This is a genomic window from Dermacoccus sp. GAS27A, from assembly GCF_044909235.1.
GTDB lineage: Bacteria > Actinomycetota > Actinomycetes > Actinomycetales > Dermatophilaceae > Dermacoccus > Dermacoccus nishinomiyaensis.
The window spans coordinates 163,986-184,163 of sequence record NZ_JBIYDW010000005.1 but is presented as its reverse complement, the minus strand read 5'-3'; the positions used below and the strand labels follow the sequence as shown (position 1 = coordinate 184,163).

General features: G+C 65.8%; 30 protein-coding genes. 1 reads left to right on the top strand and 29 read right to left on the bottom strand.

What is annotated here, in order from left to right:
• Positions 1 to 42: 42 nt before the first annotated feature.
• From ABH936_RS07260 to ABH936_RS07140, 25 genes are all read right to left on the bottom strand, one after another.
• Positions 43 to 993, bottom strand: coding sequence for a M24 family metallopeptidase (locus ABH936_RS07260; protein WP_312294625.1), 951 nt, complete (start codon positions 991 to 993; stop codon positions 43 to 45).
• Positions 993 to 1,571, bottom strand: a complete 579-nt coding sequence (locus tag ABH936_RS07255) for an adenylate kinase (RefSeq protein WP_312294624.1) — start codon at positions 1,569 to 1,571, stop codon at positions 993 to 995. Before ABH936_RS07255 ends, ABH936_RS07260 begins: the two co-directional genes overlap by 1 nt.
• On the bottom strand, positions 1,571 to 2,884 hold the full coding sequence (gene secY / locus ABH936_RS07250) for a preprotein translocase subunit SecY (protein ID WP_115296516.1): 1,314 nt from the start codon (positions 2,882 to 2,884) through the stop codon (positions 1,571 to 1,573). Before secY ends, ABH936_RS07255 begins: the two co-directional genes overlap by 1 nt.
• Positions 2,885 to 3,081: 197 nt before the next feature.
• Complete coding sequence (rplO, locus tag ABH936_RS07245; RefSeq protein WP_006946289.1) at positions 3,082 to 3,546, bottom strand: 50S ribosomal protein L15; 465 nt, start codon at positions 3,544 to 3,546, stop codon at positions 3,082 to 3,084.
• A gap of 2 nt (positions 3,547 to 3,548) precedes the next feature.
• A complete protein-coding gene (rpmD, locus tag ABH936_RS07240) occupies positions 3,549 to 3,731 on the bottom strand; it encodes a 50S ribosomal protein L30 (protein ID WP_038567114.1) in 183 nt (60 codons plus the stop codon).
• A complete protein-coding gene (gene rpsE / locus ABH936_RS07235; RefSeq protein ID WP_062258619.1) occupies positions 3,731 to 4,378 on the bottom strand; it encodes a 30S ribosomal protein S5 in 648 nt (215 codons plus the stop codon). The genes rpmD and rpsE overlap by 1 nt, the downstream gene beginning before the upstream one ends.
• Positions 4,379 to 4,415: 37 nt before the next feature.
• Positions 4,416 to 4,790: a 50S ribosomal protein L18 gene (gene rplR / locus ABH936_RS07230; protein ID WP_006946162.1), complete on the bottom strand. Its 375-nt coding sequence runs from the start codon at positions 4,788 to 4,790 to the stop codon at positions 4,416 to 4,418.
• Between the two features lie 3 nt (positions 4,791 to 4,793).
• Positions 4,794 to 5,333 carry a 50S ribosomal protein L6 gene (gene rplF / locus ABH936_RS07225; protein WP_006946061.1) on the bottom strand — a complete coding sequence of 180 codons (540 nt, stop codon included), beginning with the start codon at positions 5,331 to 5,333 and terminating at the stop codon, positions 4,794 to 4,796.
• 23 nt (positions 5,334 to 5,356) lie between these two features.
• Positions 5,357 to 5,755, bottom strand: coding sequence for a 30S ribosomal protein S8 (gene rpsH, locus ABH936_RS07220; protein WP_006946236.1), 399 nt, complete (start codon positions 5,753 to 5,755; stop codon positions 5,357 to 5,359).
• Between the two features lie 91 nt (positions 5,756 to 5,846).
• Entirely contained in the window at positions 5,847 to 6,032 is a 186-nt protein-coding gene (locus tag ABH936_RS07215) for a type Z 30S ribosomal protein S14 (protein ID WP_006946078.1), read from the bottom strand.
• Positions 6,033 to 6,034: 2 nt separating this feature from the next.
• The gene (gene rplE, locus ABH936_RS07210; protein WP_006946222.1) at positions 6,035 to 6,598 is read right to left on the bottom strand and encodes a 50S ribosomal protein L5; all 564 of its coding nucleotides are present in this window, start codon (positions 6,596 to 6,598) and stop codon (positions 6,035 to 6,037) included.
• Positions 6,598 to 6,957 carry a 50S ribosomal protein L24 gene (gene rplX, locus ABH936_RS07205; RefSeq protein WP_038570394.1) on the bottom strand — a complete coding sequence of 120 codons (360 nt, stop codon included), beginning with the start codon at positions 6,955 to 6,957 and terminating at the stop codon, positions 6,598 to 6,600. Before rplX ends, rplE begins: the two co-directional genes overlap by 1 nt.
• Positions 6,958 to 6,963: 6 nt before the next feature.
• Positions 6,964 to 7,332, bottom strand: coding sequence for a 50S ribosomal protein L14 (gene rplN / locus ABH936_RS07200; protein ID WP_006946197.1), 369 nt, complete (start codon positions 7,330 to 7,332; stop codon positions 6,964 to 6,966).
• A gap of 188 nt (positions 7,333 to 7,520) precedes the next feature.
• Entirely contained in the window at positions 7,521 to 7,811 is a 291-nt protein-coding gene (rpsQ, locus tag ABH936_RS07195; RefSeq protein ID WP_038567110.1) for a 30S ribosomal protein S17, read from the bottom strand.
• 2 nt (positions 7,812 to 7,813) lie between these two features.
• Positions 7,814 to 8,050 (bottom strand): 50S ribosomal protein L29, encoded by a 237-nt coding sequence (gene rpmC / locus ABH936_RS07190; protein WP_006946167.1) that lies wholly within the window; start codon positions 8,048 to 8,050, stop codon positions 7,814 to 7,816.
• The gene (gene rplP, locus ABH936_RS07185; protein WP_006946267.1) at positions 8,050 to 8,469 is read right to left on the bottom strand and encodes a 50S ribosomal protein L16; all 420 of its coding nucleotides are present in this window, start codon (positions 8,467 to 8,469) and stop codon (positions 8,050 to 8,052) included. The genes rpmC and rplP overlap by 1 nt, the downstream gene beginning before the upstream one ends.
• Complete coding sequence (gene rpsC / locus ABH936_RS07180; protein WP_006946142.1) at positions 8,469 to 9,296, bottom strand: 30S ribosomal protein S3; 828 nt, start codon at positions 9,294 to 9,296, stop codon at positions 8,469 to 8,471. The genes rplP and rpsC overlap by 1 nt, the downstream gene beginning before the upstream one ends.
• Complete coding sequence (gene rplV / locus ABH936_RS07175; protein ID WP_006946292.1) at positions 9,296 to 9,664, bottom strand: 50S ribosomal protein L22; 369 nt, start codon at positions 9,662 to 9,664, stop codon at positions 9,296 to 9,298. The genes rpsC and rplV overlap by 1 nt, the downstream gene beginning before the upstream one ends.
• Before the next feature lie 46 nt (positions 9,665 to 9,710).
• Positions 9,711 to 9,992 (bottom strand): 30S ribosomal protein S19, encoded by a 282-nt coding sequence (gene rpsS, locus ABH936_RS07170; RefSeq protein WP_006946113.1) that lies wholly within the window; start codon positions 9,990 to 9,992, stop codon positions 9,711 to 9,713.
• A gap of 15 nt (positions 9,993 to 10,007) precedes the next feature.
• Complete coding sequence (gene rplB / locus ABH936_RS07165; protein WP_006946059.1) at positions 10,008 to 10,844, bottom strand: 50S ribosomal protein L2; 837 nt, start codon at positions 10,842 to 10,844, stop codon at positions 10,008 to 10,010.
• Positions 10,845 to 10,895: 51 nt separating this feature from the next.
• Entirely contained in the window at positions 10,896 to 11,195 is a 300-nt protein-coding gene (gene rplW, locus ABH936_RS07160) for a 50S ribosomal protein L23 (protein ID WP_006946188.1), read from the bottom strand.
• Positions 11,192 to 11,836 carry a 50S ribosomal protein L4 gene (rplD, locus tag ABH936_RS07155; protein WP_006946139.1) on the bottom strand — a complete coding sequence of 215 codons (645 nt, stop codon included), beginning with the start codon at positions 11,834 to 11,836 and terminating at the stop codon, positions 11,192 to 11,194. Before rplD ends, rplW begins: the two co-directional genes overlap by 4 nt.
• Before the next feature lie 2 nt (positions 11,837 to 11,838).
• Positions 11,839 to 12,495 carry a 50S ribosomal protein L3 gene (gene rplC, locus ABH936_RS07150; RefSeq protein ID WP_038567101.1) on the bottom strand — a complete coding sequence of 219 codons (657 nt, stop codon included), beginning with the start codon at positions 12,493 to 12,495 and terminating at the stop codon, positions 11,839 to 11,841.
• 15 nt (positions 12,496 to 12,510) lie between these two features.
• Positions 12,511 to 12,819 (bottom strand): 30S ribosomal protein S10, encoded by a 309-nt coding sequence (gene rpsJ / locus ABH936_RS07145; protein ID WP_006946210.1) that lies wholly within the window; start codon positions 12,817 to 12,819, stop codon positions 12,511 to 12,513.
• A 337-nt stretch (positions 12,820 to 13,156) separates the two neighbouring features.
• Entirely contained in the window at positions 13,157 to 14,425 is a 1,269-nt protein-coding gene (locus ABH936_RS07140) for an aminotransferase (RefSeq protein ID WP_404602930.1), read from the bottom strand.
• Between the two features lie 208 nt (positions 14,426 to 14,633).
• Here ABH936_RS07140 and ABH936_RS07135 point away from each other — a divergent pair, with 208 nt between their 5' ends.
• Positions 14,634 to 15,488: a hypothetical protein gene (locus tag ABH936_RS07135; protein WP_404602929.1), complete on the top strand. Its 855-nt coding sequence runs from the start codon at positions 14,634 to 14,636 to the stop codon at positions 15,486 to 15,488.
• A 98-nt stretch (positions 15,489 to 15,586) separates the two neighbouring features.
• Here ABH936_RS07135 and tuf read toward each other — a convergent pair whose 3' ends face one another.
• The 4 genes from tuf to rpsL form a co-directional block, all read right to left on the bottom strand.
• Positions 15,587 to 16,783: an elongation factor Tu gene (gene tuf / locus ABH936_RS07130; RefSeq protein ID WP_006946303.1), complete on the bottom strand. Its 1,197-nt coding sequence runs from the start codon at positions 16,781 to 16,783 to the stop codon at positions 15,587 to 15,589.
• A 117-nt stretch (positions 16,784 to 16,900) separates the two neighbouring features.
• The gene (gene fusA, locus ABH936_RS07125) at positions 16,901 to 19,015 is read right to left on the bottom strand and encodes an elongation factor G (RefSeq protein WP_144693487.1); all 2,115 of its coding nucleotides are present in this window, start codon (positions 19,013 to 19,015) and stop codon (positions 16,901 to 16,903) included.
• 103 nt (positions 19,016 to 19,118) lie between these two features.
• Positions 19,119 to 19,589 (bottom strand): 30S ribosomal protein S7, encoded by a 471-nt coding sequence (gene rpsG / locus ABH936_RS07120; protein ID WP_006946238.1) that lies wholly within the window; start codon positions 19,587 to 19,589, stop codon positions 19,119 to 19,121.
• A complete protein-coding gene (gene rpsL, locus ABH936_RS07115; protein WP_006946105.1) occupies positions 19,589 to 19,963 on the bottom strand; it encodes a 30S ribosomal protein S12 in 375 nt (124 codons plus the stop codon). Before rpsL ends, rpsG begins: the two co-directional genes overlap by 1 nt.
• Between the last annotated feature and the right edge of the window lie 215 nt (positions 19,964 to 20,178).

The following is a 20,178-nucleotide window of genomic DNA, read 5'->3' as shown; positions in this document are numbered from 1 at the left end:
GAGCGTTGGGGGACCCGGACGGCGTCGCGTCCGCGTGGGCCCTCAGTCGTCCAGGCCGCCGTACAACCCGAGCGGCTCGAGACGCGAACGTCCGCCGTCCTGCGCCGTCAGCACCCACAGGCCCTTCTCCGTCACCGCCACGGTGTGCTCGAAGTGCGCGGCGAGGGAGCCGTCGTCGGTCTTGACGGTCCAGCCATCGTCGAGCTCATGCGTCTCGTACGTGCCGAGCGTGACCATCGGCTCGACGGCGACGACGAGACCAGGCTTCACCTTGGGGAGCCGCTCGTTGACGTACTCGTTGTAGACCGTTGGATCTTGGTGCAACTCACGACCCACACCGTGGCCCGTGTAGCCGTCGACGATCTCGAAGCTGGGCATCTCCGGCGGCAACCCCGCGAGGCGCCCCGGAGCGTTGAACTCCTCGAGCAGGTCTTGTACGCCCTCACCGACGTCGTTGAGGCGCTCGCCCACCTGAAGCGCCTCGATGCCGGCCCACATCGACGCCTCGGTCGCGAGCACGAGAGCGCGGCGCAGGTCGCCCTGCGCCCACGCCACGACACCCTCTCGTCTGATCGCGGGCTCATCACCCGCGTGACGCGCCGCCACGCGCTGCGCCGAGCTCGCGTCGTCCCTCGCCGCCCCGACGACGAACGTCAACGCCGAGTCGCCGTGCCACCCGTCGACGATCGCTCCGCAATCGAGCGAGACGACGTCGCCGTCTTGCAGCACGCGCTCCCCCGGGATGCCATGGACCACCTCGTCGTTGACGGAGATGCACAGCGTCGCGGGAAAGCCGTTGTACCCGAGGAACGACGGCGTCGCACCGCGTTCGAGCATGTGGGCGTGGGCGATGGCGTCGACGTCCTTCGTCGTCATGCCCGCGCGCGTTCCGAGTGCCGACGCGCGAAGCGCCGAGCCGGTCACGAGACCGGCCCGGCGCATCGCGCGGATGTCGTCACTCGACTTGAGATCCAGTCGGGTGCGTCCGAACATCAGTTCTTCGCCGCGACCTCGTCGAGTGCCGCGCCGATCCGCGCCTCGACCTCGTCGATCGAGCCCATGCCGTCGACCTGGAGGAGGAGGCCACGCTCGGTGTAGGCGGCGGCCAGCGGCGCCGTCTCGCGCACGTAGAGCTCCTGACGCTCGCGGATGACCTCTTCCGTGTCGTCCGCACGGCCCGACGTCTCGGCGCGCTTGAGCAGGCGCTGCACGAGCTCCTCGCCATCGACGGTGAGTTCCAGGGCCGCGTCGAGGGCCTGGCCCTTCGCCGCGAGCATCTCCTCGAGCGCGACGACCTGGCCCGCGGTGCGCGGGTACCCGTCGAGCAGGAAGCCGTTCGCGGCGTCCTTCTCGTCGAGGCGGTTCTTGACGATCTCGTTCGTGATCTCGTCCGTCACGTACCCACCGGAGGCCAGGATGTCCTTGACCTTGAGGCCGAGCTCGGTCTCGTTTTTGATGTTGGCGCGGAAGATATCGCCGGTCGAGATGTGCGGGATGCCCCGGCTTTCGGCCAGACGCTCCGCCTGCGTTCCCTTGCCTGCCCCGGGGGGTCCGAGAATGATGAGTCGCATTACCGCAAGAACCCTTCGTAGTTGTGCTGTTGCAGCTTGGAGTCGACCTGCTTGACGGTCTCCAGACCCACGCCGACGAGGATGAGGATGGACGCGCCACCGAACGGAACGTTCTGGTTCGCGTCGAAGAGCGCCAGCGCGATCAGGGGTAGCAGCGCGAGGAACGCGATGTAGATCGCGCCGACGGTGGTGATGCGCGTCAGGACGTAGCTGAGGTACTTGGCCGTCGCGGAGCCGGCGCGGACTCCCGGAATGAAGCTGCCGGCCTGCTTGAGGTTGTCCGCCACCTCGTCGGGCTGATAGGTGATCGACACGTAGAAGAACGTGAAGAACAGGATCAGGACCGTGTAGATCGCCATGTAGACGGGGTGGTCGCCGCGCGCCAGGTAGGTGTTGATCCACTGCGCCCACCCGGGCGGATTCGTCTTGTTCGCCGCGAACTGCGAAACCATGACAGGCAGGGAGAGCAAGGACGTCGCGAAGATGATCGGGATGACGTTGGCCATGTTGACCTTCAGCGGGATGTACGTCGTCGTCCCGCCGTAGGAGCGACGTCCGACCATGCGCTTCGCGTATTGGACGGGGATGCGTCGCTGGCTGTTCTCCACGAAAACGACGGCGGTCGTCACGGCCAAGCACATGATGACCACGGCGATGAAACGCCCCCAGCCCTGGTTGTGGATCGCCCACAGACTCTGGGGCACGCGAGCGGCAACGGCGGTCAGGATGAGCAGCGACATACCGTTGCCGATACCCCGTTCCGTCACCTGCTCACCGAGCCACATGATGAGGCCGGTGCCGGCCGTCAGGGTCAGAATCATGAGCAGGACGGTCGGGATCGAGTCGTCCGTCATGATCGTCGAACACGTGGTCGGGCTACCACCGAGAATCGTCCACGGGCTGCGAGCGGCGGTGATGAGCGTCGAACTCTGCAGGAGCGCTAGCGCGATCGCGAGATAGCGGGTGTACTGCGTCATCTTCGCCTGCCCGCTCTGGCCCTCCTTCTTGAGGGTCTCGAAACGCGGGATGACGACCGTCAACAACTGAATGATGATCGACGCGGTGATGTAGGGCATGATGCCGAGCGCGAAGATCGACAGCTGGAGCAGCGCGCCACCTGAGAACAGGTTCGCGAGCCCGAGGAGGCTGTTCGAACCACCGGCCGCGGCCTGACACTTGGCCACGAGATCGAAGCTGATCCCCGGCGTCGGAATGTGCGAACCGAGCCGGAACAACGCCATGATGGCCAGCGTGAACAGGATCTTGTTGCGCAGTTCGGGCGTCCGGAAGGCGCGTCCAAAACTGGTCAGCACAAAAACCTCCTGAGCCGTGACGCGTCACGGCTGAATACGTAAAGGGCTTGCCGGGTGGCCCCGACGACGGCGTCGCACCCGACGCGGGCGACCACCGTCAACGAATAGACGATACCCTCCCCCGCGTCCCGACGACGAAAGAACCCCGCCGGGAGCACCACATCGTGGCACCCCGGCGGGGTCCTGTCTCAGACGCGTCACTCAGCGGTGACGGAACCGCCTGCGGCCTCGATCTTGTCCTTGGCCGTGGCCGAGAACTTCTGCGCCGTGACGTTCACCTTGACGGTGATGTCGCCAGTGCCGAGCACCTTGACGGGCTGGCCCTTGCGGACGGCACCCTTCTCCACGAGCGCCGCGACGTCGACGTCGCCGCCCTCGGGGAACAAGGTGGAGATCTTGTCCAGGTTCACGACCTGGTACTCGACCTTGAACGGGTTCTTGAAGCCGCGGAGCTTGGGCAGACGCATGTGCAGCGGCGTCTGACCACCCTCGAAGCGAGCGGGAACCTGGTAGCGAGCCTTCGTACCCTTGGTACCACGACCCGCGGTCTTGCCCTTGGAGCCCTCACCGCGACCCACACGGGTCTTCGCGGTCTTGGCACCCGGGGCGGGACGCAGGTTGTGGATCTTCAGGGCCGACCCGTTGGCCTTGGTGTCAGGCATTTTCAGTCAACCTCCTCGACGGTCACGAGGTGCGCGACCGCGCGGACCATGCCCCGAAACTCGGGGCGGTCCTCCTTGACGACCGTGTGGCCGATGCGCTTGAGGCCCAGCGAACGCAGGGTCTCACGGTGCTGCGGCTTGCCACCGATCTCGGAACGGATCTGGGTCACCTTGAGCTGAGCCATCACGCACCTGCCTTCTCGGCCATCGCGTGCTGCATCGCAGCGGGGACGACGTCGTCGATCGGCAGGCCACGGCGAGCGGCCACGGCCTCCGGACGCTCGAGACCCTGGAGGGCCGCGACCGTCGCGTGGACGATGTTGATCGAGTTGTCGGAGCCCAGAGACTTCGACAGCACGTCGTGGATGCCCGCGCACTCGAGGACGGCGCGCACCGGACCACCGGCGATGACACCGGTACCGGGCGATGCCGGCTTCAGCAGGACGACGCCCGCCGCAGCCTCACCCTGAACGGGGTGCGGGATCGTGCCCTGGATGCGGGGGACGCGGAAGAAGTTCTTCTTCGCCTCCTCGACACCCTTGGCGATGGCCGCGGGAACTTCCTTGGCCTTGCCGTAGCCGACACCGACGGTGCCGTCACCGTCACCGACGACGACGAGGGCGGTGAAGCTGAAGCGACGACCACCCTTGACGACCTTGGCGACACGGTTGATGGTGACGACGTTCTCGACGTACTGGTTGCGCTCTTCCTCGCGACCGCGGCCGCGGCCGCCGTCACGACGACCGCCATCGCGGCGGTTGTCACGCTGGTTGTTGTCGCGCTCGCCGCCCGTCTGGGCGGTACCGGCGCCTCGACGCTGGGGTCCAGCCATCAGACATTCCTCTTCTCGGCGTTGTTCTGGTTGGTCATCACAGGCTCAGGCCACCTTCGCGGGCGCCGTCGGCGATCGCGGCGACGCGGCCGGCGTAGCGGTTGCCGCCACGGTCGAACACGACTGCCTCGATGCCCTGGGCCTTCGCACGCTCGGCCACGAGTTCGCCGACCTTGCGGGCCTTGGCGGACTTGTCACCCTCGAACGTGCGCAGGTCGGCTTCCATGGTGGACGCGGACGCGACGGTCTTGCCGACCGTGTCGTCGACGACCTGGACGAAGACGTGACGGCTGGAACGCGAGACGACCAGGCGCGGGCGAACCGCGGTCCCCGTGACCTTCTTGCGCAGGCGCAGGTGACGACGGCCGCGAGCTGCGGACTTGCTCGTCGAACGCTTGACGATCTTTGCCATGGCTTACTTACCAGCCTTTCCGACCTTGCGGCGGATGTGCTCGCCTTCGTAGCGGACACCCTTCGCCTTGTACGGGTCGGGCTTGCGCAGCTTGCGGATGTTGGCCGAGACCTCACCGACGAGCTGCTTGTCGATACCGGAGACCGAGAAGCGGGTCGGGTTCTCGACGACGAACGTGATGCCCTCGGGGGCCTTCACGAGGATCGGGTGCGAGTAGCCGAGCGCGAACTCGAGGTCGCTGCCCTTCGCCGTCACGCGGTAACCCGTGCCGTGGATCTCGAGCTTCTTGGTGTAGCCGTCGGTGACACCGACGACCATGTTGTTGATCAGGCTCCGCGTCAGTCCGTGACGGGCGCGCGCGTCGCGCTCGTCGTTGGGTCGCGTCACCTCGACGGATCCGTCCTCGCCCTTGGCGACGGTGATCGGCGCGGGAACCGTCAGGTCAAGGCTGCCCTTGGGGCCCTTAACCGTGACGTCCTGGCCGTCGATGGTCACCTCGACACCGGACGGGACAGGAACCGGGAGACGTCCAATACGTGACATCTGTTTCTCCTCCTAATTCCTGATTACCAGACGTAGGCGAGGACTTCCCCGCCAACACCCTTGGCCGCCGCCTGCTTGTCGGTGAGCAGACCGGAGGACGTGGAAAGAATGGCAATGCCGAGGCCACCGAGAACCTTGGGGAGGTTGGTGGACTTGGCGTAGACGCGAAGGCCGGGCTTCGAGACGCGGCGCACTCCGGCGATGGAGCGCTCACGGTTCGGGCCGTACTTCAGGTTGATCGTGAGCGTCTGGCCGACGCGGGCTTCTTCGACGGTCCAGCCGGCGATGTAACCCTCGCGTTCAAGAATCTCAGCGATGTGGGACTTCAGCTTCGAGAACGGCATGGACGTCGAGTCGTGGTGCGCCGAGTTGGCGTTCCGGACTCGCGTCAACATGTCCGCGATCGGGTCGGTCATGGTCATTGGGCTTCTCCGCCCTTCCTCACCGGGGTTTCAACCCGCGTGTGTTGGGTCGACCTACGGTGTAGAACGAACTAATGAAAGTGGTGGGTTCTTACCAGCTGGACTTGGTCACGCCCGGCAGTTCGCCGGCGTGTGCCATCTCGCGCAAGCAGATGCGGCACAGGCCGAACTTGCGGTAGACCGAGTGCGGGCGGCCGCAGCGCTGGCAGCGCGTGTAGCCACGAACCTTGAACTTCGGCTTGGCGTTCGCCTTGTTGATCAGTGCGGTCTTCGCCATCGTCACTTCTCCTTGAACGGGAATCCGAGGGCGCGCAGCAGGGCGCGGCCTTCGTCGTCGTTCGCGGCGGTCGTCACGACGGTGATGTCCATGCCGCGGACGCGGTCGATCTTGTCCTGGTCGATCTCGTGGAACATCGACTGCTCGTTCAGACCGAACGTGTAGTTGCCGTTGCCGTCGAACTGCTTCGGCGACAGGCCGCGGAAGTCGCGGATACGCGGCAGCGCAACCGAAACGAGGCGGTCGAGGAACTCCCACATGCGGTCGCCGCGCAGCGTGACGTGCGCGCCGATCGGCATGCCCTCACGCAGCTTGAACTGGGCGATCGACTTGCGTGCCTTGGTGACAGCCGGCTTCTGGCCGGTGATGGCCTCGAGGTCGCGGATGGCGCCCTCGATCAGCTTGCTGTCCTTCGCGGCGTCGCCGACACCCATGTTGACGACGACCTTGACGACACCCGGAACCTGCATCGCGTTGGCGAAGTTGAACTCGCCCTGCAGCTGGCCCTTGATCTCGTCCTGGTAACGCGTCTTCAGACGCGGGGTGGTCTTCGTGGTCTCAGACATCACAGGTCCTTACCGGAACGCACGGACACGCGGGTACGCACGGTCTTGGTCTTGCCGTCGCGCTCGACCTGCTCGACGCGGGTGCGCACACGGGTGGGCTTGTTCGTCTCCGGGTCGACGAGGGCCACGTTCGAGACGTGGATCGGCGCCTCGACGACCGTGAGGCCGCCGGTGCCGGCACCGGGCTGACCGGCCTTGACGTGCTTCGTGACGCGGTTGATGCCCTCGACGAGGACACGCTGCGTCTCCGGGAACACGGCGATGACCTTGCCCTGCTTGCCCTTGTCGCCGCCATTCTTCTCGGAACGGCCGCTGATGACCTGGACGAGGTCGTTCTTCTTGATCTTCATCTTGGCCACCATGGTTCAGAGCACCTCCGGGGCAAGCGAAATGATCTTCATGAACTTCTTGTCGCGCAGTTCACGGCCGACGGGGCCGAAGATGCGCGTACCACGCGGGTCGCCGTCACCCTTGAGGATGACTGCCGCGTTCTCGTCGAAGCGGATGTAGGAGCCGTCTGCACGACGGCGCTCCTTCTTGGTGCGAACGATGACGGCCTTGACGACGTCACCCTTCTTGACATTGCCACCGGGGATGGCGTCCTTGACGGTGGCCACGATGGTGTCACCGATGCCGGCGTACCGGCGGCCAGAACCGCCGAGCACGCGGATGCACAGGATCTCCTTGGCACCGGTGTTGTCGGCGACACGAAGTCGCGACTCCTGCTGAATCACAGTTTCTACTCCTGTCGTCTCACTGGTTCTCGCCCGATCTGAGCGAGCCTTGCGGAACGTTTAATGGTCTCACACCGATCGGCGCACGCGAAAACCGGGAGAGTCCCCCGCGCCGGTGGGGCGACGACGAGATCGCCGCCCCACCGATGACGGGCGTGGACTTCCCGGCTACGCGCGTGCCTCGCGGCTTACTTGGCGCGCTCGAGGATCTCGACGACGCGCCAACGCTTCGTTGCCGAGAGCGGGCGGGTCTCCATGATGAGAACGCGGTCGCCGATGCCGGCGCTGTTGTTCTCGTCGTGGGCCTTCACCTTGCTGCTGCGGCGCATGACCTTGCCGTACAGGGCGTGCTTGACGCGGTCCTCGACCTCGACGACGACGGTCTTGTCCATCTTGTCGCTGACGACGTAACCCTGACGCGTCTTGCGGTAGTTGCGCTCTGCCTGCTCGGTCACAGCGGTCTCCTGCTTGTCAGTCATGGTCAGCCAACCTTCTCATCACGGCCGATGTTGAGCTCGCGCTCACGCATCTCCGTGTAGATGCGCGCGATGTCCGTGCGAACGGAACGCAGACGGGCCGAGCTCTCGAGCTGGCCGGTGGCCGACTGGAAGCGCAGGTTGAAGAGTTCCTTCTTCGCCTCTGCGAGCTTCTGCGTCAGCACCTCGTCCGTCATCTCGCGCAGTGCCTTCGGCTGCAGGTCTTCCGAACCCTTGGCCATCAGATGTCACCACCTTCACGCGCGACGAAGCGGCACTTCATCGGCAGCTTGTGCATCGCGAGACGCATGGCCTCGCGCGCAACCTCTTCGGACACACCGTTGACCTCGAACATGACGCGGCCCGGCTTGACGTTGGCGACCCACCACTCCGGCGAACCCTTACCGGAACCCATGCGGGTCTCGGCGGGCTTCTTCGTCAGCGGACGGTCCGGGTAGATGTTGATCCACACCTTTCCGCCACGCTTCATGTAGCGGGTCATCGCGATACGAGCGGACTCGATCTGACGGTTCGTGACGTAAGCCGGCTCGAGAGCCTGGATGCCGTAGTCACCGAACGTGACCTGCGTGCCGCCCTTGGCGGTGCCGCTGCGCTTCGGGTGGTGCTGCTTGCGGTGCTTCACTCGACGGGGAATGAGCATCAGGCTTCGCCTCCCTCAGTCTTGGCGGGCTCGGTGACCTCGGTCGTCGTCTCGCTGGTGACAGCGGTCTGCTCGGCGCGCTGGCCACGACCGCGCCCGCGCTCACCACGGTCGCCGCGCGGGCCGTCGTTGCGGCGGCCACGGGCCGGACGCTGCGGGGCGGCGGCCTGCTCACGAGCGAGCTCCTTGGCCGTCAGGTCGCCCTTGTAGATCCAGACCTTGACACCGATGCGGCCGAACGTCGTACGAGCCTCGTAGAAGCCGTAGTCGATGTTGGCGCGCAGCGTGTGCAGCGGCACACGACCTTCGCGGTAGAACTCCGAGCGCGACATCTCGGCGCCGCCGAGACGACCGGAGCACTGGACACGGATGCCCTTGGCGCCGGCGCGCTGCGCGGACATGATGCCCTTGCGCATCGCACGACGGAAGGACACGCGCGCCGAGAGCTGCTCGGCGATGCCCTGCGCGACGAGCTGAGCGTCGGCCTCGGGGTTCTTGACCTCGAGGATGTTCAGCTGAACCTGCTTGCCCGTGAGCTTCTCAAGGCGCGAGCGGAGGCGGTCGGCCTCGGCGCCGCGGCGGCCGATGACGATGCCCGGACGCGCCGTGTGAATGTCGACGCGAACACGGTCACGCGTGCGCTCGATGTCGACGCGTGCGATACCGGCGCGCTCCATGCCCTCGGACAGGAGCTTGCGGATCGCGACGTCTTCCTTGACGTAGTCGCTGTAGCGCTGGCCCGGCTTCGTCGAGTCGGCGAACCAGCGGCTCTTGTGCTCGGTCGTGATGCCGAGGCGGAAACCGTTCGGGTTGATCTTCTGACCCATCAGCGGTTACCTCCCTTCGAGTCGCGCTCGCCCACAACGATGGTGATGTGGCTCGTGCGCTTGAGGATGCGGCTCGCGCGGCCCTGGGCACGCGGGCGGAATCGCTTCATGGTCGGACCTTCGTCGACGAACGCGGTCGTGACGACCAGTGCGTTCTCGTCGAAGGGTGCGGAGTTCTTGTCCGCCGTGAAACGCGCGTTCGCAATGGCGCTGTTGAGCGTCTTGAGAACGGGCTCGCTGGCAGTCTGCGGAGCAAACTGCAGCAGAGCGATCGCGTCAGCGGCCTGCTTGCCACGGATCATGTCCACGACGCGGCGGGCCTTCATCGGCGTCACGCGGACGTGCCGCGCCTGCGCCTTGGCTTCCATCGCTGTCCCTTTACTTTCGTTCGTCATGTTGGGTTACCCCGCCGCGTCAGCGACGGCGACCCTTCTTGTCGTCCTTCTCGTGACCCTTGAAGGTACGAGTGGGAGCGAACTCACCCAACTTGTGGCCGACCATGCTCTCGGTCACGAAGACCGGAACGTGCTTGCGACCGTCGTGGACGGCCAGGGTGTGGCCGAGCATGTCCGGGGTGATCATCGAGCGGCGCGACCACGTCTTGATGACGCTCTGCGTGCCGGCTTCGTTCTGGGCATCGACCTTCTTCGCGAGGTGCTCGTCGACGAAGGGGCCCTTCTTGAGGCTACGAGGCATTTCGAAAGGCTCCTATCAGCGCTTCTTGCCAGTACGACGGCGACGCACGATGAGCTTGTCGCTGTCCTTGTTCGGGCGGCGGGTGCGGCCTTCCTTCTGGCCCCACGGGCTCACCGGGTTACGACCACCGGAGGTCTTGCCCTCACCACCACCGTGCGGGTGGTCCACCGGGTTCATCGCGACACCACGGACGGTCGGGCGCTTGCCCTTCCAGCGCATGCGGCCGGCCTTGCCCCAGTTGATGTTGCTCTGCTCGGCGTTGCCCACCTCACCGATCGTCGCGCGGCAGCGGACGTCGACGTTGCGGATCTCACCGGAGGGCATGCGCAGCTGGGCGTAGGGGCCGTCCTTCGCGACGAGCTGGACGCGAACACCCGCGGAACGGGCGATCTTCGCGCCGCCACCGGGGCGCAGCTCGACACAGTGGATGACGGTACCGACGGGGATGTTACGCATCGGCAGGTTGTTGCCGGGCTTGATGTCGGCCTCGGGACCGTTCTCGATGCGGTCGCCCTGCTTCAGCTTGTTCGGCGCGATGATGTAGCGCTTCTCGCCGTCGGCGTAGTGCAGCAGCGCGATGCGGGCGGTGCGGTTGGGGTCGTACTCGATGTGAGCGACCTTGGCCGGGATGCCGTCCTTGTCCGCGCGGCGGAAGTCGATCACACGGTAGGCGCGCTTGTGGCCACCACCGATGTGACGGGTCGTGATACGTCCGGAGGCGTTGCGGCCACCGGTCTTGGTCAGGGGGCGCACCAGCGACTTCTCGGGCGTGGAGCGAGTGATCTCGACGAAGTCGGCCACACTCGAGCCACGACGACCGGGGGTCGTGGGCTTGTACTTGCGAATAGCCATGGGTCTAAGTCGTCCTCAGTCTTGGATTGATTCGGCGATCGTCATCGAGGGTCAGGAGGCCTGACCGAAGATGTCGATGTTGCCTTCCGTGAGCGAGACGATGGCGCGCTTGGTGTCCTTGCGCTTGCCCATGCCGAAACGTGTACGGCGCGTCTTGCCCTTGCGGTTCAGCGTGTGCACCGACGCGACCTTGACGTCGAAGATCTGCTCGATGGCGATCTTGATCTCCGTCTTGTTCGCACGCGGGTCCACGATGAACGTGTACTTGCCCTCGTCGAGGAGTGCGTAGGACTTCTCCGAGACGACGGGCTGGATGATGACGTCGCGGGGGTCCTTGTTCAGGGTGCTCACTTGGTGTCCTCCGACTTCTGGCCGCCGGCGACGAATGCGTCGAACGCAGCCTTCGTGAACGCGATGTCGTCGGCGCACAGCACGTCGTACGTGTTGAGCTGATCGCTCCAGAGCACGTGGACGTTCGGCAGGTTGCGAACGCTGAGCTCGGAGACCGAGTCCATGCGGTCGATGACGACGAGGAGGTTCTTGCGGTCCGAGAGCGTGCCCAGGAACTTCGCGGCAGCCTTCGTCGACGGCGCCTCACCGGCGACGACGGACTCGAGAACGTGGATGCGCTCGAAACGGGCGCGGTCCGAGAGGGCTCCGCGCAGGGCGGCGGCCTTCATCTTCTTGGGCGTGCGCTGGCTGTAGTCGCGCGGCTGCGGGCCGTGGACGGTGCCACCGCCGGCGAACTGCGGCGCGCGGGTCGAACCCTGACGGGCGCGACCGGTGCCCTTCTGGCGGTACGGCTTGCGCCCACCACCACGGACCTCGCCGCGGGTCTTGGTCTTGTGCGTGCCCTGACGAGCTGCGGCCAGCTGCGCCACCACGACCTGGTGGATCAGCGGGACGTTGGTGGCGACATCGAAGATGTCGGCCGGCAGTTCGACAGAACCGGACGTCTTGCCCTCGGGGCTCAGGATGTCAACGGTAGTCATGCTCAGGCTCCCTTGATGGCCGTGCGCACGAGAACGACAGCGCCCGCGGGGCCGGGAACGGCACCCTTGATGAGCAGCAGGCCCTTCTCAGCGTCCACGGCGTGGATCTGGAGGTTCTGGGTCGTCTGGCGAACGCCACCCATGCGACCGGCCATGCGCATGCCCTTGAAGACTCGACCCGGGGTGGCGCAGCCACCGATCGAACCCGGCTTGCGGTGGTTGCGGTGCGCACCGTGCGAGGCCGAGACACCGGCGAAGCCGTGACGCTTCATGACACCGGCGAAACCCTTGCCCTTGGTGCGGCCGACGACGTCGACCTTCTGGCCGGCCTCGAAAGCCTCTGCCGTCAGCTCCTGGCCGAGCGAGTACTCGCCGGCGTCGGAGGTGCGCAGTTCGGCCAGGTGGCGGCGCGGCGTGACGCCGGCCTTCTCGAAGTGGCCGGTCAGCGGCTTCGTGACCTTGCGCGGGTCGATCTGGCCGTAGCCGATCTGAACCGCGTTGTAGCCGTCGACGCCTTCGCTGCGCAGCTGCGTGACGACGCACGGGCCGACGGCGACGACGGTGACGGGGATGAGGCGGTTGTCGGCGTCCCAGACCTGGGTCATGCCGAGCTTCTCGCCGAGGAGGCCCTTCACGGGGCGCTCAGTGGTTGCAGTCATGAGTCAAACCCTCGCTTACAGCTTGATCTCGATGTTGACGTCGGCCGGGAGGTCGAGTCGCATGAGCGAGTCCACCGCCTTCGGCGTCGGGTCAACGATGTCGATGAGGCGCTTGTGCGTACGCATCTCGAAGTGCTCGCGGCTGTCCTTGTACTTGTGCGGCGACCGGATGACGCAGAAGACGTTCTTCTCCGTCGGCAGCGGCACCGGTCCAACGACCGTTGCGCCTGCACGGGTCACCGTGTCGACAATCTTGCGCGCCGAGCTGTCGATGACCTCGTGGTCATACGACTTCAGTCGGATGCGGATCTTCTGTCCCGCCATTCGCGTGAGTCTCTCTTCTCGCCGATCATGTTCGTGTCCGGCTCCCCCACCCACGCGCTCGGGCGTGTCGCGCGCCCTCCGGGCGCGATCTTCCGGCAGGAAGATCTGGAGGCTTTTCAGCCGGTGCTTGCGCTTCCCTGGACGCACGCCGTTCCATGAGAACGTGTGCACTTCGTGAGGGAAGTGCGAACAAGTGCGTTTCAGAGGCGGCAGTGCAGGTACGGACCTCCACCACGCGTCAAGCAACTTGTCCATAGTGCCAGATCGCCCCCGCCGCCTCCAAATCGGGGCGTCGGGGGCGCTGATGGCGAGGGCATAGTGCGGCGGTCGCGGCGTCTCAATCCCGCGCGTGCTCGAGCGCCGCGACGAGGACGCACAGGGCCACGCCCGCCATGGCCTCCTCGACCTCGGCCAGGGGCGGCAGGCTGGGCGCGAGCCGGATGTTCTCGTCCAACGGGTCCTTGCCGTACGGGAACGAGGCGCCTGCCGGTGTCAGGGCGATGCCCGCCTCCTTGGCGAGTTCGACGACGCGGCTCGCGGTGCCGGGCACGACGTCGAGGTTGACGAAGTAGCCGCCCTCCGGCTTGTTCCAGCGTGCGACCCCGTACTCACCCAGCCGCTCGCTGAGGGCTGCGTCGACGGCAGCGAACTTGGGCGCCATGATGGCGGCGTGCTTGCGCATGTGCTCGCGCACCCCCTCTGCGTCGCCGAAGAACTGCGCGTGGGCCAGCTGGTTCACCTTGTCCGGGCCGATGGAGCCGTACCCGAGGTTCGCCAGGTACCAGCCGACCGTCTCGCGCGAGCCGGCCAGAAACGCGACGCCGGCACCGGCGAAGGTGATCTTCGACGTGGAGGCGAACATGATCGGGCGATCGGGATGGCCCGACGCCTGGGCCAGGCTCACGATGTCGGCCGATTTCGCCTCGTTCGTGCTCAGATGGTGCACGGCGTACGCGTTGTCCCAGAAGATGCGGAAATCAGGCGCGGCAGCCGGCATCGCCGCCAGCTTCGCCGCGACCTCCTGCGAGCAGATCGCGCCGGTGGGGTTGGCGTATGTCGGCACGATCCACATGCCCTTGATGCTCGGGTCGTGCGCGACGAGGCGGGCGCACTCGTCCGCGTCGGGCCCGTCCTCACGCATCGGCACGTTGATCATCTCGATGCCGAGGCTCTCGAGCAGCCCGAAGTGGCGGTCGTACCCGGGCACGGGTGCGAGGAACTTGACGCTCCCCTCCTGCGACCACGGGCGCGGCGAGCCGAGGCCGCCTCGCAGCAGGTGATAGACGAGAACGTCGTGCATCATCGTCAGGCTCGAGTTGTTGCCCGCAACGATCTGATCGACGTCGACCCCGAGCAGCTCGGCGAAGATGCTTCGGATCTCCACGAGACCGGGCAACCCCCCGTAGTTGCGGACGTCGACCCCTGACGCATCCTTCGTCCCCTCGGGCAACGACAGTAGCGCGTTCGACAGGTCGAGCTGCGCTGACGACGGCTTGCCGCGCGTGAGATCGAGATTCAGCCCGCGCGCACGTAACTGTTCGTAGTCGGCCTGGACGCGCTTCAACAGCTCATCACGCTCGGCGCGGGTGAGGTCGGCGAGTGACACGATGTCTCCTAGGTGCTGCGGTCGGTCTTGTCACCATCCTTTCACGGCGGGCGCGTCCCCCACAGGGCCGGCGCGCTCTGGTGGTCCACATCGCGGGCTTCGTCGAACGGCCCGCTCATGAGGGCCACGGAACCGCTCGGTCGCCGGTGCCGTCACAGACATGAACGCGTTCGAGACCACGAACGGACCCGAGGCAGAGGAGAGCACGATGAAGACCCCCCGCATGGCAGCAGCGGCCTTGACGTTCGCCGCCGCGCTGTCCCTCACGGCATGTCAGGACGAGCAGGCCGCGACCACCAAGGGCTCGGCCTCGTCCCCGACGTCGTCTGCGTCCACGGCAACGGAGCCCTCCCCCACATCGTCGTCGTCGAGTGCCGCCGAGACTTCACCCTCTTCGGCACCGCCGTCCGCCTCCGCCGGCAGTGACGCTGCGGCCGCCGGCCCCACCGGCGCCCGTCCCGAGGCACCCGAGAAGGTGACGCCGCCCGCGGGCTCCGTGATGACGAACGCGAGCGTCGTCATGGCGGGCGGATACAAATCCGAACCGAGTTCCCAGTACGCGAAGCTGTACAGCGTCTGGAAGATCGATGGCACCGGCCCCGGCGTCGCCACGATCCAGTACGAGATGCTGGACGGCGACAACAAGGTGCTCGCGACGGCTGAGAGCTCCATCAACGTGGGCAAGGGCCGCCAGATGACCAAGGTCGACAACGGCCTGAGCAAGGCGCCCGCCGGCAGCGTCAAGGTGCGCATGCGCATCACCAAGGTGGAGCCCAACCCGCACGCAGACGACATCGCGGTTTCCGATGTCAAGGTCATTCCGGACGGGTACGAAGGTTTTCGACCCCGCATCACCGGCAAATATGCGGCCGGCCCCGAGTCGCAGGTCTATGGCTTCAACGCGGTGTGCTACGAGCGCGCGAGCGGACGTGTCGTCGTCGGCAACGGCATGGCCGACGACGGTGGCGCGAAGAGCGGTACCTTCACCCTCGATCTCGGCGCCGCCCCAAGCCACTGGCACCCCACGCAGTGCTTCGTCGGCCAGAGCGGCAGTGGTGCTTGACACCCGTCGCAGCGCACCATCGGGAACGCAGGAGGGCCCGAGCACCTCACGGTGCTCGGGCCCTTCTTCGATGATGTCACTCCCTCACGGGAGCGAGATCACTTGATGATCTTGGTGACGCGACCGGCGCCGACCGTACGACCACCCTCACGGATGGCGAACTTGAGGCCTTCCTCCATGGCGATGGGCTGGATGAGCTCCACCGTCATGTCGGTGTTGTCGCCGGGCATGACCATCTCGGTGCCCTCGGGCAGGTGCACGACACCCGTGACGTCCGTCGTACGGAAGTAGAACTGCGGACGGTAGTTGTCGTAGAACGGCGTGTGACGGCCACCCTCGTCCTTCGACAGGATGTAGACCTGAGCCTCGAAGTCCGTGTGCGGGGTGATCGAACCCGGCTTCACGACGACCTGGCCACGCTCGACGTCCTCGCGCTTGATGCCGCGAAGGAGCAGACCGACGTTCTCACCCGCGCGACCCTCGTCGAGCAGCTTGCGGAACATCTCGATGCCCGTGACGGTCGTCTTGGCAGCCGGACCCTCGTGGATACCGACGATCTCGACGTCCTCGTTGACGTTCAGGACACCGCGCTCGATGCGACCGGTGACGACGGTGCCACGACCGGTGATCGTGAAGACGTCCTCGACGGGCATGAGGAAAGGCTTGTCGATGTCGCGCTCCGGCTCCGGGATCGACTCGTCGACAGCGTTCATGAGGTTCATGAGCTTGTCGCCCCACTCGGCGTCGCCCTCGAGCGCCTTGAGCGCCGAGACCTGGACGACGGGCAGGTCGTCACCCGGGAAGTCGTAGGAGGACAGCAGTTCGCGGACCTCCATCTCGACGAGCTCCATGATCTCTTCGTCGTCGACCATGTCAGCCTTGTTCAGCGCGACGACGATGTAGGGAACGCCGACCTGGCGAGCCAGGAGGACGTGCTCCTTCGTCTGCGGCATCGGACCGTCGGTCGCGGCGACGACGAGGATGGCGCCGTCCATCTGCGCCGCACCCGTGATCATGTTCTTCACGTAGTCAGCGTGACCGGGGCAGTCGACGTGAGCGTAGTGACGCTGCTCCGTCTGGTACTCGATGTGCGCGATCGAGATGGTGATGCCGCGCTGCTTCTCCTCGGGCGCCTTGTCGATCTCGTCGAACGGCGTGAAGGGGTTGAGCTCGGGGTACTTGTCGTGCAGAACCTTGGAGATTGCTGCCGTCAGCGTCGTCTTGCCGTGGTCGATGTGACCAATGGTGCCGATGTTGACGTGCGGCTTGTTCCGCTCGAACTTTGCCTTCGCCACTTGGGTCCTCCTCAGGACTTGTGTTGGTCAAACGCTGTGTCGCCTTCGGGTGAAGGCGCCGGGACGCGTCTGTTGGTTACAGGTGGTGTACGGGTCAATCGACGGGGATGAACCCGTTCACTCGCCCCGGATCTTCTTGATGATCTCGTCCGCGACGCTCCGGGGAACCTCGCTGTACGAGTCGAACTGCATCGTGTAGTTGGCACGACCCTGCGTCTTGGAACGGAGGTCGCCAACGTACCCGAACATCTCCGACAACGGAACCAGGCCGCGAACGACCTTGGCGCCACTGACGTCCTCCATGGCCTGGATCTGGCCACGGCGGGAGTTGATGTCACCGATCACGTCACCCATGTACTCCTCGGGCGTACGGACCTCGACAGCCATCATCGGCTCGAGGAGCACGGGGTCGGCCTTGCGGACGGCCTCCTTGAGCGCCATGGAACCGGCAATCTTGAACGCCATCTCCGAGGAGTCGACGTCGTGGTAGGCACCGTCGACGAGGATCGCCTTGATGCCGACCAGCGGGTAGCCCGCGAGGACACCCTGCTGCATCGCATCCTGGATGCCGTTGTCGACCGACGGGATGTACTCGCGCGGCACGCGACCACCGACGACGGCGTTCTCGAACTCGTAGAGCTCGCCCTCGGCCGTGTCCAGGGGCTCGAAGGTGATCTGGACCTTCGCGAACTGGCCCGAACCACCGGTCTGCTTCTTGTGCGTGTAGTCGTACTTCGGGACGGCCTTGCGGATCGTCTCGCGGTAGGCGACCTGCGGCGCACCGACGTTTGCCTCGACCTTGAACTCGCGCTTCATGCGGTCGACCAGGATGTCGAGGTGGAGCTCGCCCATGCCTCGGATGATGGTCTGACCGGTCTCCTCGTCGAGCTCGACCTGGAAGGTCGGGTCTTCCTGAGCCAGCTTCTGGATGGCCGTGGAGAGCTTCTCCTGGTCACCCTTCGTCTTGGGCTCGATGGCCACGGAGATGACGGGCTCCGGGAACGTCATCGACTCGAGAACGATCTGCTCGTTCACGTCGGACAGCGTGTCACCGGTGGTGGTCTCCTTGAGACCGATCGCCGCGTAGATGTGACCGGCCTGTGCTTCCTCGACCGGGTTCTCCTTGTTGGCGTGCATCTGGAAGAGCTTGCCGACGCGCTCCTTCTTGCCCTTCGTCGAGTTGACGACGGCCGAGCCGGCGGAGATCTTGCCCGAGTAGACGCGGATGAAGGTCAGCGAACCGAAGAACGGGTGCGCGGCGACCTTGAACGCCAGGGCCGAGAACGGCTCGTCGAGAGCCGGCTTGCGCGTGATCTCGGTCTCCTCGTCGCCCGGCTTGTGGCCGATCATCGGGGGGACGTCGAGCGGGCTCGGCAGGTAGTCGACGACGGCGTCGAGCATCGGCTGGACACCGCGGTTCTTGAAGGCCGAACCACACATGACCGGGTACAGCTCGGAGTTGACCGTGAGCTTGCGGATGCCGGCCTTGAGCTCAGCCGTCGTGAGCTCCTCGCCACCGAGGTACTTCTCCATGAGGTCGTCGTCCGACTCGGCGACGCGCTCGACGAGCGCGTTGCGGTACTCATCGGCCTTGGCCTGCAGGTCGGTCGGGATCTCCTGGATCTCGTACTTGGCGCCCATGGTGACGTCACCCTTGGCGTCGCCGGGCCACACGAGCGCCCGCATCTCGACGAGGTCGACGACACCGATGAAGTCGTTCTCCGCACCGATGGGGAGCTGGAGGACGAGGGGCTCGGCGCCCAGACGGTCCTTGATGGTCTGCACGGTGAAGTAGAAGTCCGCGCCCATCTTGTCCATCTTGTTGACGAAGCACATGCGCGGAACGTCGTACTTGTCCGCCTGACGCCAGACCGTCTCGGACTGGGGCTCGACGCCCTCCTTGCCGTCGAAGACGGCGACGGCGCCGTCGAGCACGCGCAGGGAACGCTCGACCTCGACGGTGAAGTCGACGTGGCCCGGCGTGTCGATGATGTTGATCTGGGTGCCGTTCCAGAACGACGTCACAGCAGCAGACGTGATCGTGATGCCACGCTCCTTCTCCTGCTCCATCCAGTCGGTCGTCGACGCACCGTCGTGCGTCTCACCGATCTTGTGGTTGACGCCGGTGTAGAACAGGATCCGCTCGGTCACCGTCGTCTTGCCGGCGTCGATGTGCGCCATGATGCCGATGTTGCGGACCTTCTTGAGGTCAGTCAGCACGTCCTGTGCCACGGTGTCTCTTCTCGTTCGAAGTTCAGTGTGAGTAGCTGGAGCGAGCCGGGACGGCGGCCCGAACCCATCCTACGGAGAGGACGGGCCGCCGACCCAACCGCGATCACCAGCGGTAGTGCGCGAAGGCCTTGTTCGACTCGGCCATCTTGTGCGTGTCCTCGCGGCGCTTGACCGCGGCACCCAGACCGTTGCTGGCGTCCAGGATCTCGTTCATCAGACGCTCGGTCATCGTCTTCTCGCGACGCTGACGCGAGTAGCCGACGAGCCAGCGCAGCGACAGCGTCGTCGCGCGGCCCGGCTTGACCTCGATCGGCACCTGGTAGGTCGCACCACCGACGCGGCGGGACTTGACCTCGAGGGCCGGCTTGATGTTGTCGAGAGCGCGCTTCAGCGTCACGACCGGGTCGGTACCCGTCTTCTCACGGCAACCTTCGAGGGCGTCGTACACGATGCGCTCGGCGATGGACTTCTTGCCGTCGAGCAGGATCTTGTTGACGAGCTGCGTGACGAGCGGCGAACCGTAGACCGGGTCGACGACGAGGGGGCGCTTAGGAGCAGGACCCTTACGAGGCATTACTTCTTCTCCTTCTTGGCGCCGTAGCGGCTACGAGCCTGGTTGCGGCCCTTGACACCCTGGGTGTCGAGCGCGCCGCGGATGATCTTGTAGCGCACACCGGGAAGGTCCTTCACACGGCCACCACGCACGAGCACGATCGAGTGCTCCTGCAGGTTGTGGCCGACGCCCGGGATGTAAGCCGTGACCTCGATGCCAGAGGTGAGCTTCACACGGGCGACCTTTCGCAGAGCCGAGTTCGGCTTCTTCGGGGTCGTGGTGTAGACGCGGGTGCACACACCGCGTCGCTGGGGGCTGCCCTTGAGAGCCGGAGTCGAGGCCTTCGTGGCCTTGTCCTGGCGACCCTTGCGGACGAGCTGGTTGATCGTAGGCAACCTAGTTCTCCGAACGTGTCGTATCTGTTCTGCCTGCAGGATGAATCGCAGGCTCCTTGGTCTCGTCGCGGATCGTGCGCCGAAGGGCGCAACAGGCGCGACCCCTCCCCTGCACTTTCGTCGCGGGGCGCATGCACGACGTTCGAGACGCCGTGCCCGGCCCATCGCGGCGACTGCCCGGCGAGGGTGTGATCATGAGTGGAGTCCGGACAGAC

Bases quoted from the DNA above. Each gene is read 5' to 3' on its own strand.
- ABH936_RS07260 (WP_312294625.1), bottom strand. From the start codon at position 993: ATGTTCGGACGCACCCGACTGGATCTCAAGTCGAGTGACGACATCCGC.
- ABH936_RS07255 (WP_312294624.1), bottom strand. From the start codon at position 1,571: ATGCGACTCATCATTCTCGGACCCCCCGGGGCAGGCAAGGGAACGCAG.
- rplO (WP_006946289.1), bottom strand. From the start codon at position 3,546: ATGCCTGACACCAAGGCCAACGGGTCGGCCCTGAAGATCCACAACCTG.
- rpmD (WP_038567114.1), bottom strand. From the start codon at position 3,731: ATGGCTCAGCTCAAGGTGACCCAGATCCGTTCCGAGATCGGTGGCAAG.
- rpsE (WP_062258619.1), bottom strand. From the start codon at position 4,378: ATGGCTGGACCCCAGCGTCGAGGCGCCGGTACCGCCCAGACGGGCGGC.
- rplR (WP_006946162.1), bottom strand. From the start codon at position 4,790: ATGGCAAAGATCGTCAAGCGTTCGACGAGCAAGTCCGCAGCTCGCGGC.
- rplF (WP_006946061.1), bottom strand. From the start codon at position 5,333: ATGTCACGTATTGGACGTCTCCCGGTTCCTGTCCCGTCCGGTGTCGAG.
- rpsH (WP_006946236.1), bottom strand. From the start codon at position 5,755: ATGACCATGACCGACCCGATCGCGGACATGTTGACGCGAGTCCGGAAC.
- ABH936_RS07215 (WP_006946078.1), bottom strand. From the start codon at position 6,032: ATGGCGAAGACCGCACTGATCAACAAGGCGAACGCCAAGCCGAAGTTC.
- rplE (WP_006946222.1), bottom strand. From the start codon at position 6,598: ATGTCTGAGACCACGAAGACCACCCCGCGTCTGAAGACGCGTTACCAG.
- rpsQ (WP_038567110.1), bottom strand. From the start codon at position 7,811: ATGACTGACAAGCAGGAGACCGCTGTGACCGAGCAGGCAGAGCGCAAC.
- rpmC (WP_006946167.1), bottom strand. From the start codon at position 8,050: ATGGCCAAGGGTTCGGAAGACCTGCAGCCGAAGGCACTGCGCGAGATG.
- rplP (WP_006946267.1), bottom strand. From the start codon at position 8,469: ATGCTCATTCCCCGTCGAGTGAAGCACCGCAAGCAGCACCACCCGAAG.
- rpsC (WP_006946142.1), bottom strand. From the start codon at position 9,296: ATGGGTCAGAAGATCAACCCGAACGGTTTCCGCCTCGGCATCACGACC.
- rplV (WP_006946292.1), bottom strand. From the start codon at position 9,664: ATGGAAGCCAAGGCGCAGGCGCGGCACGTCCGCGTGACGCCGATGAAG.
- rpsS (WP_006946113.1), bottom strand. From the start codon at position 9,992: ATGCCTCGTAGCCTCAAGAAGGGCCCCTTCGTCGACGAGCACCTCGCG.
- rplB (WP_006946059.1), bottom strand. From the start codon at position 10,844: ATGGCTATTCGCAAGTACAAGCCCACGACCCCCGGTCGTCGTGGCTCG.
- rplD (WP_006946139.1), bottom strand. From the start codon at position 11,836: ATGACTACCGTTGACATCCTGAGCCCCGAGGGCAAGACGTCCGGTTCT.
- rplC (WP_038567101.1), bottom strand. From the start codon at position 12,495: ATGACTGCAACCACTGAGCGCCCCGTGAAGGGCCTCCTCGGCGAGAAG.
- rpsJ (WP_006946210.1), bottom strand. From the start codon at position 12,819: ATGGCGGGACAGAAGATCCGCATCCGACTGAAGTCGTATGACCACGAG.
- ABH936_RS07135 (WP_404602929.1), top strand. From the start codon at position 14,634: ATGAAGACCCCCCGCATGGCAGCAGCGGCCTTGACGTTCGCCGCCGCG.
- rpsG (WP_006946238.1), bottom strand. From the start codon at position 19,589: ATGCCTCGTAAGGGTCCTGCTCCTAAGCGCCCCCTCGTCGTCGACCCG.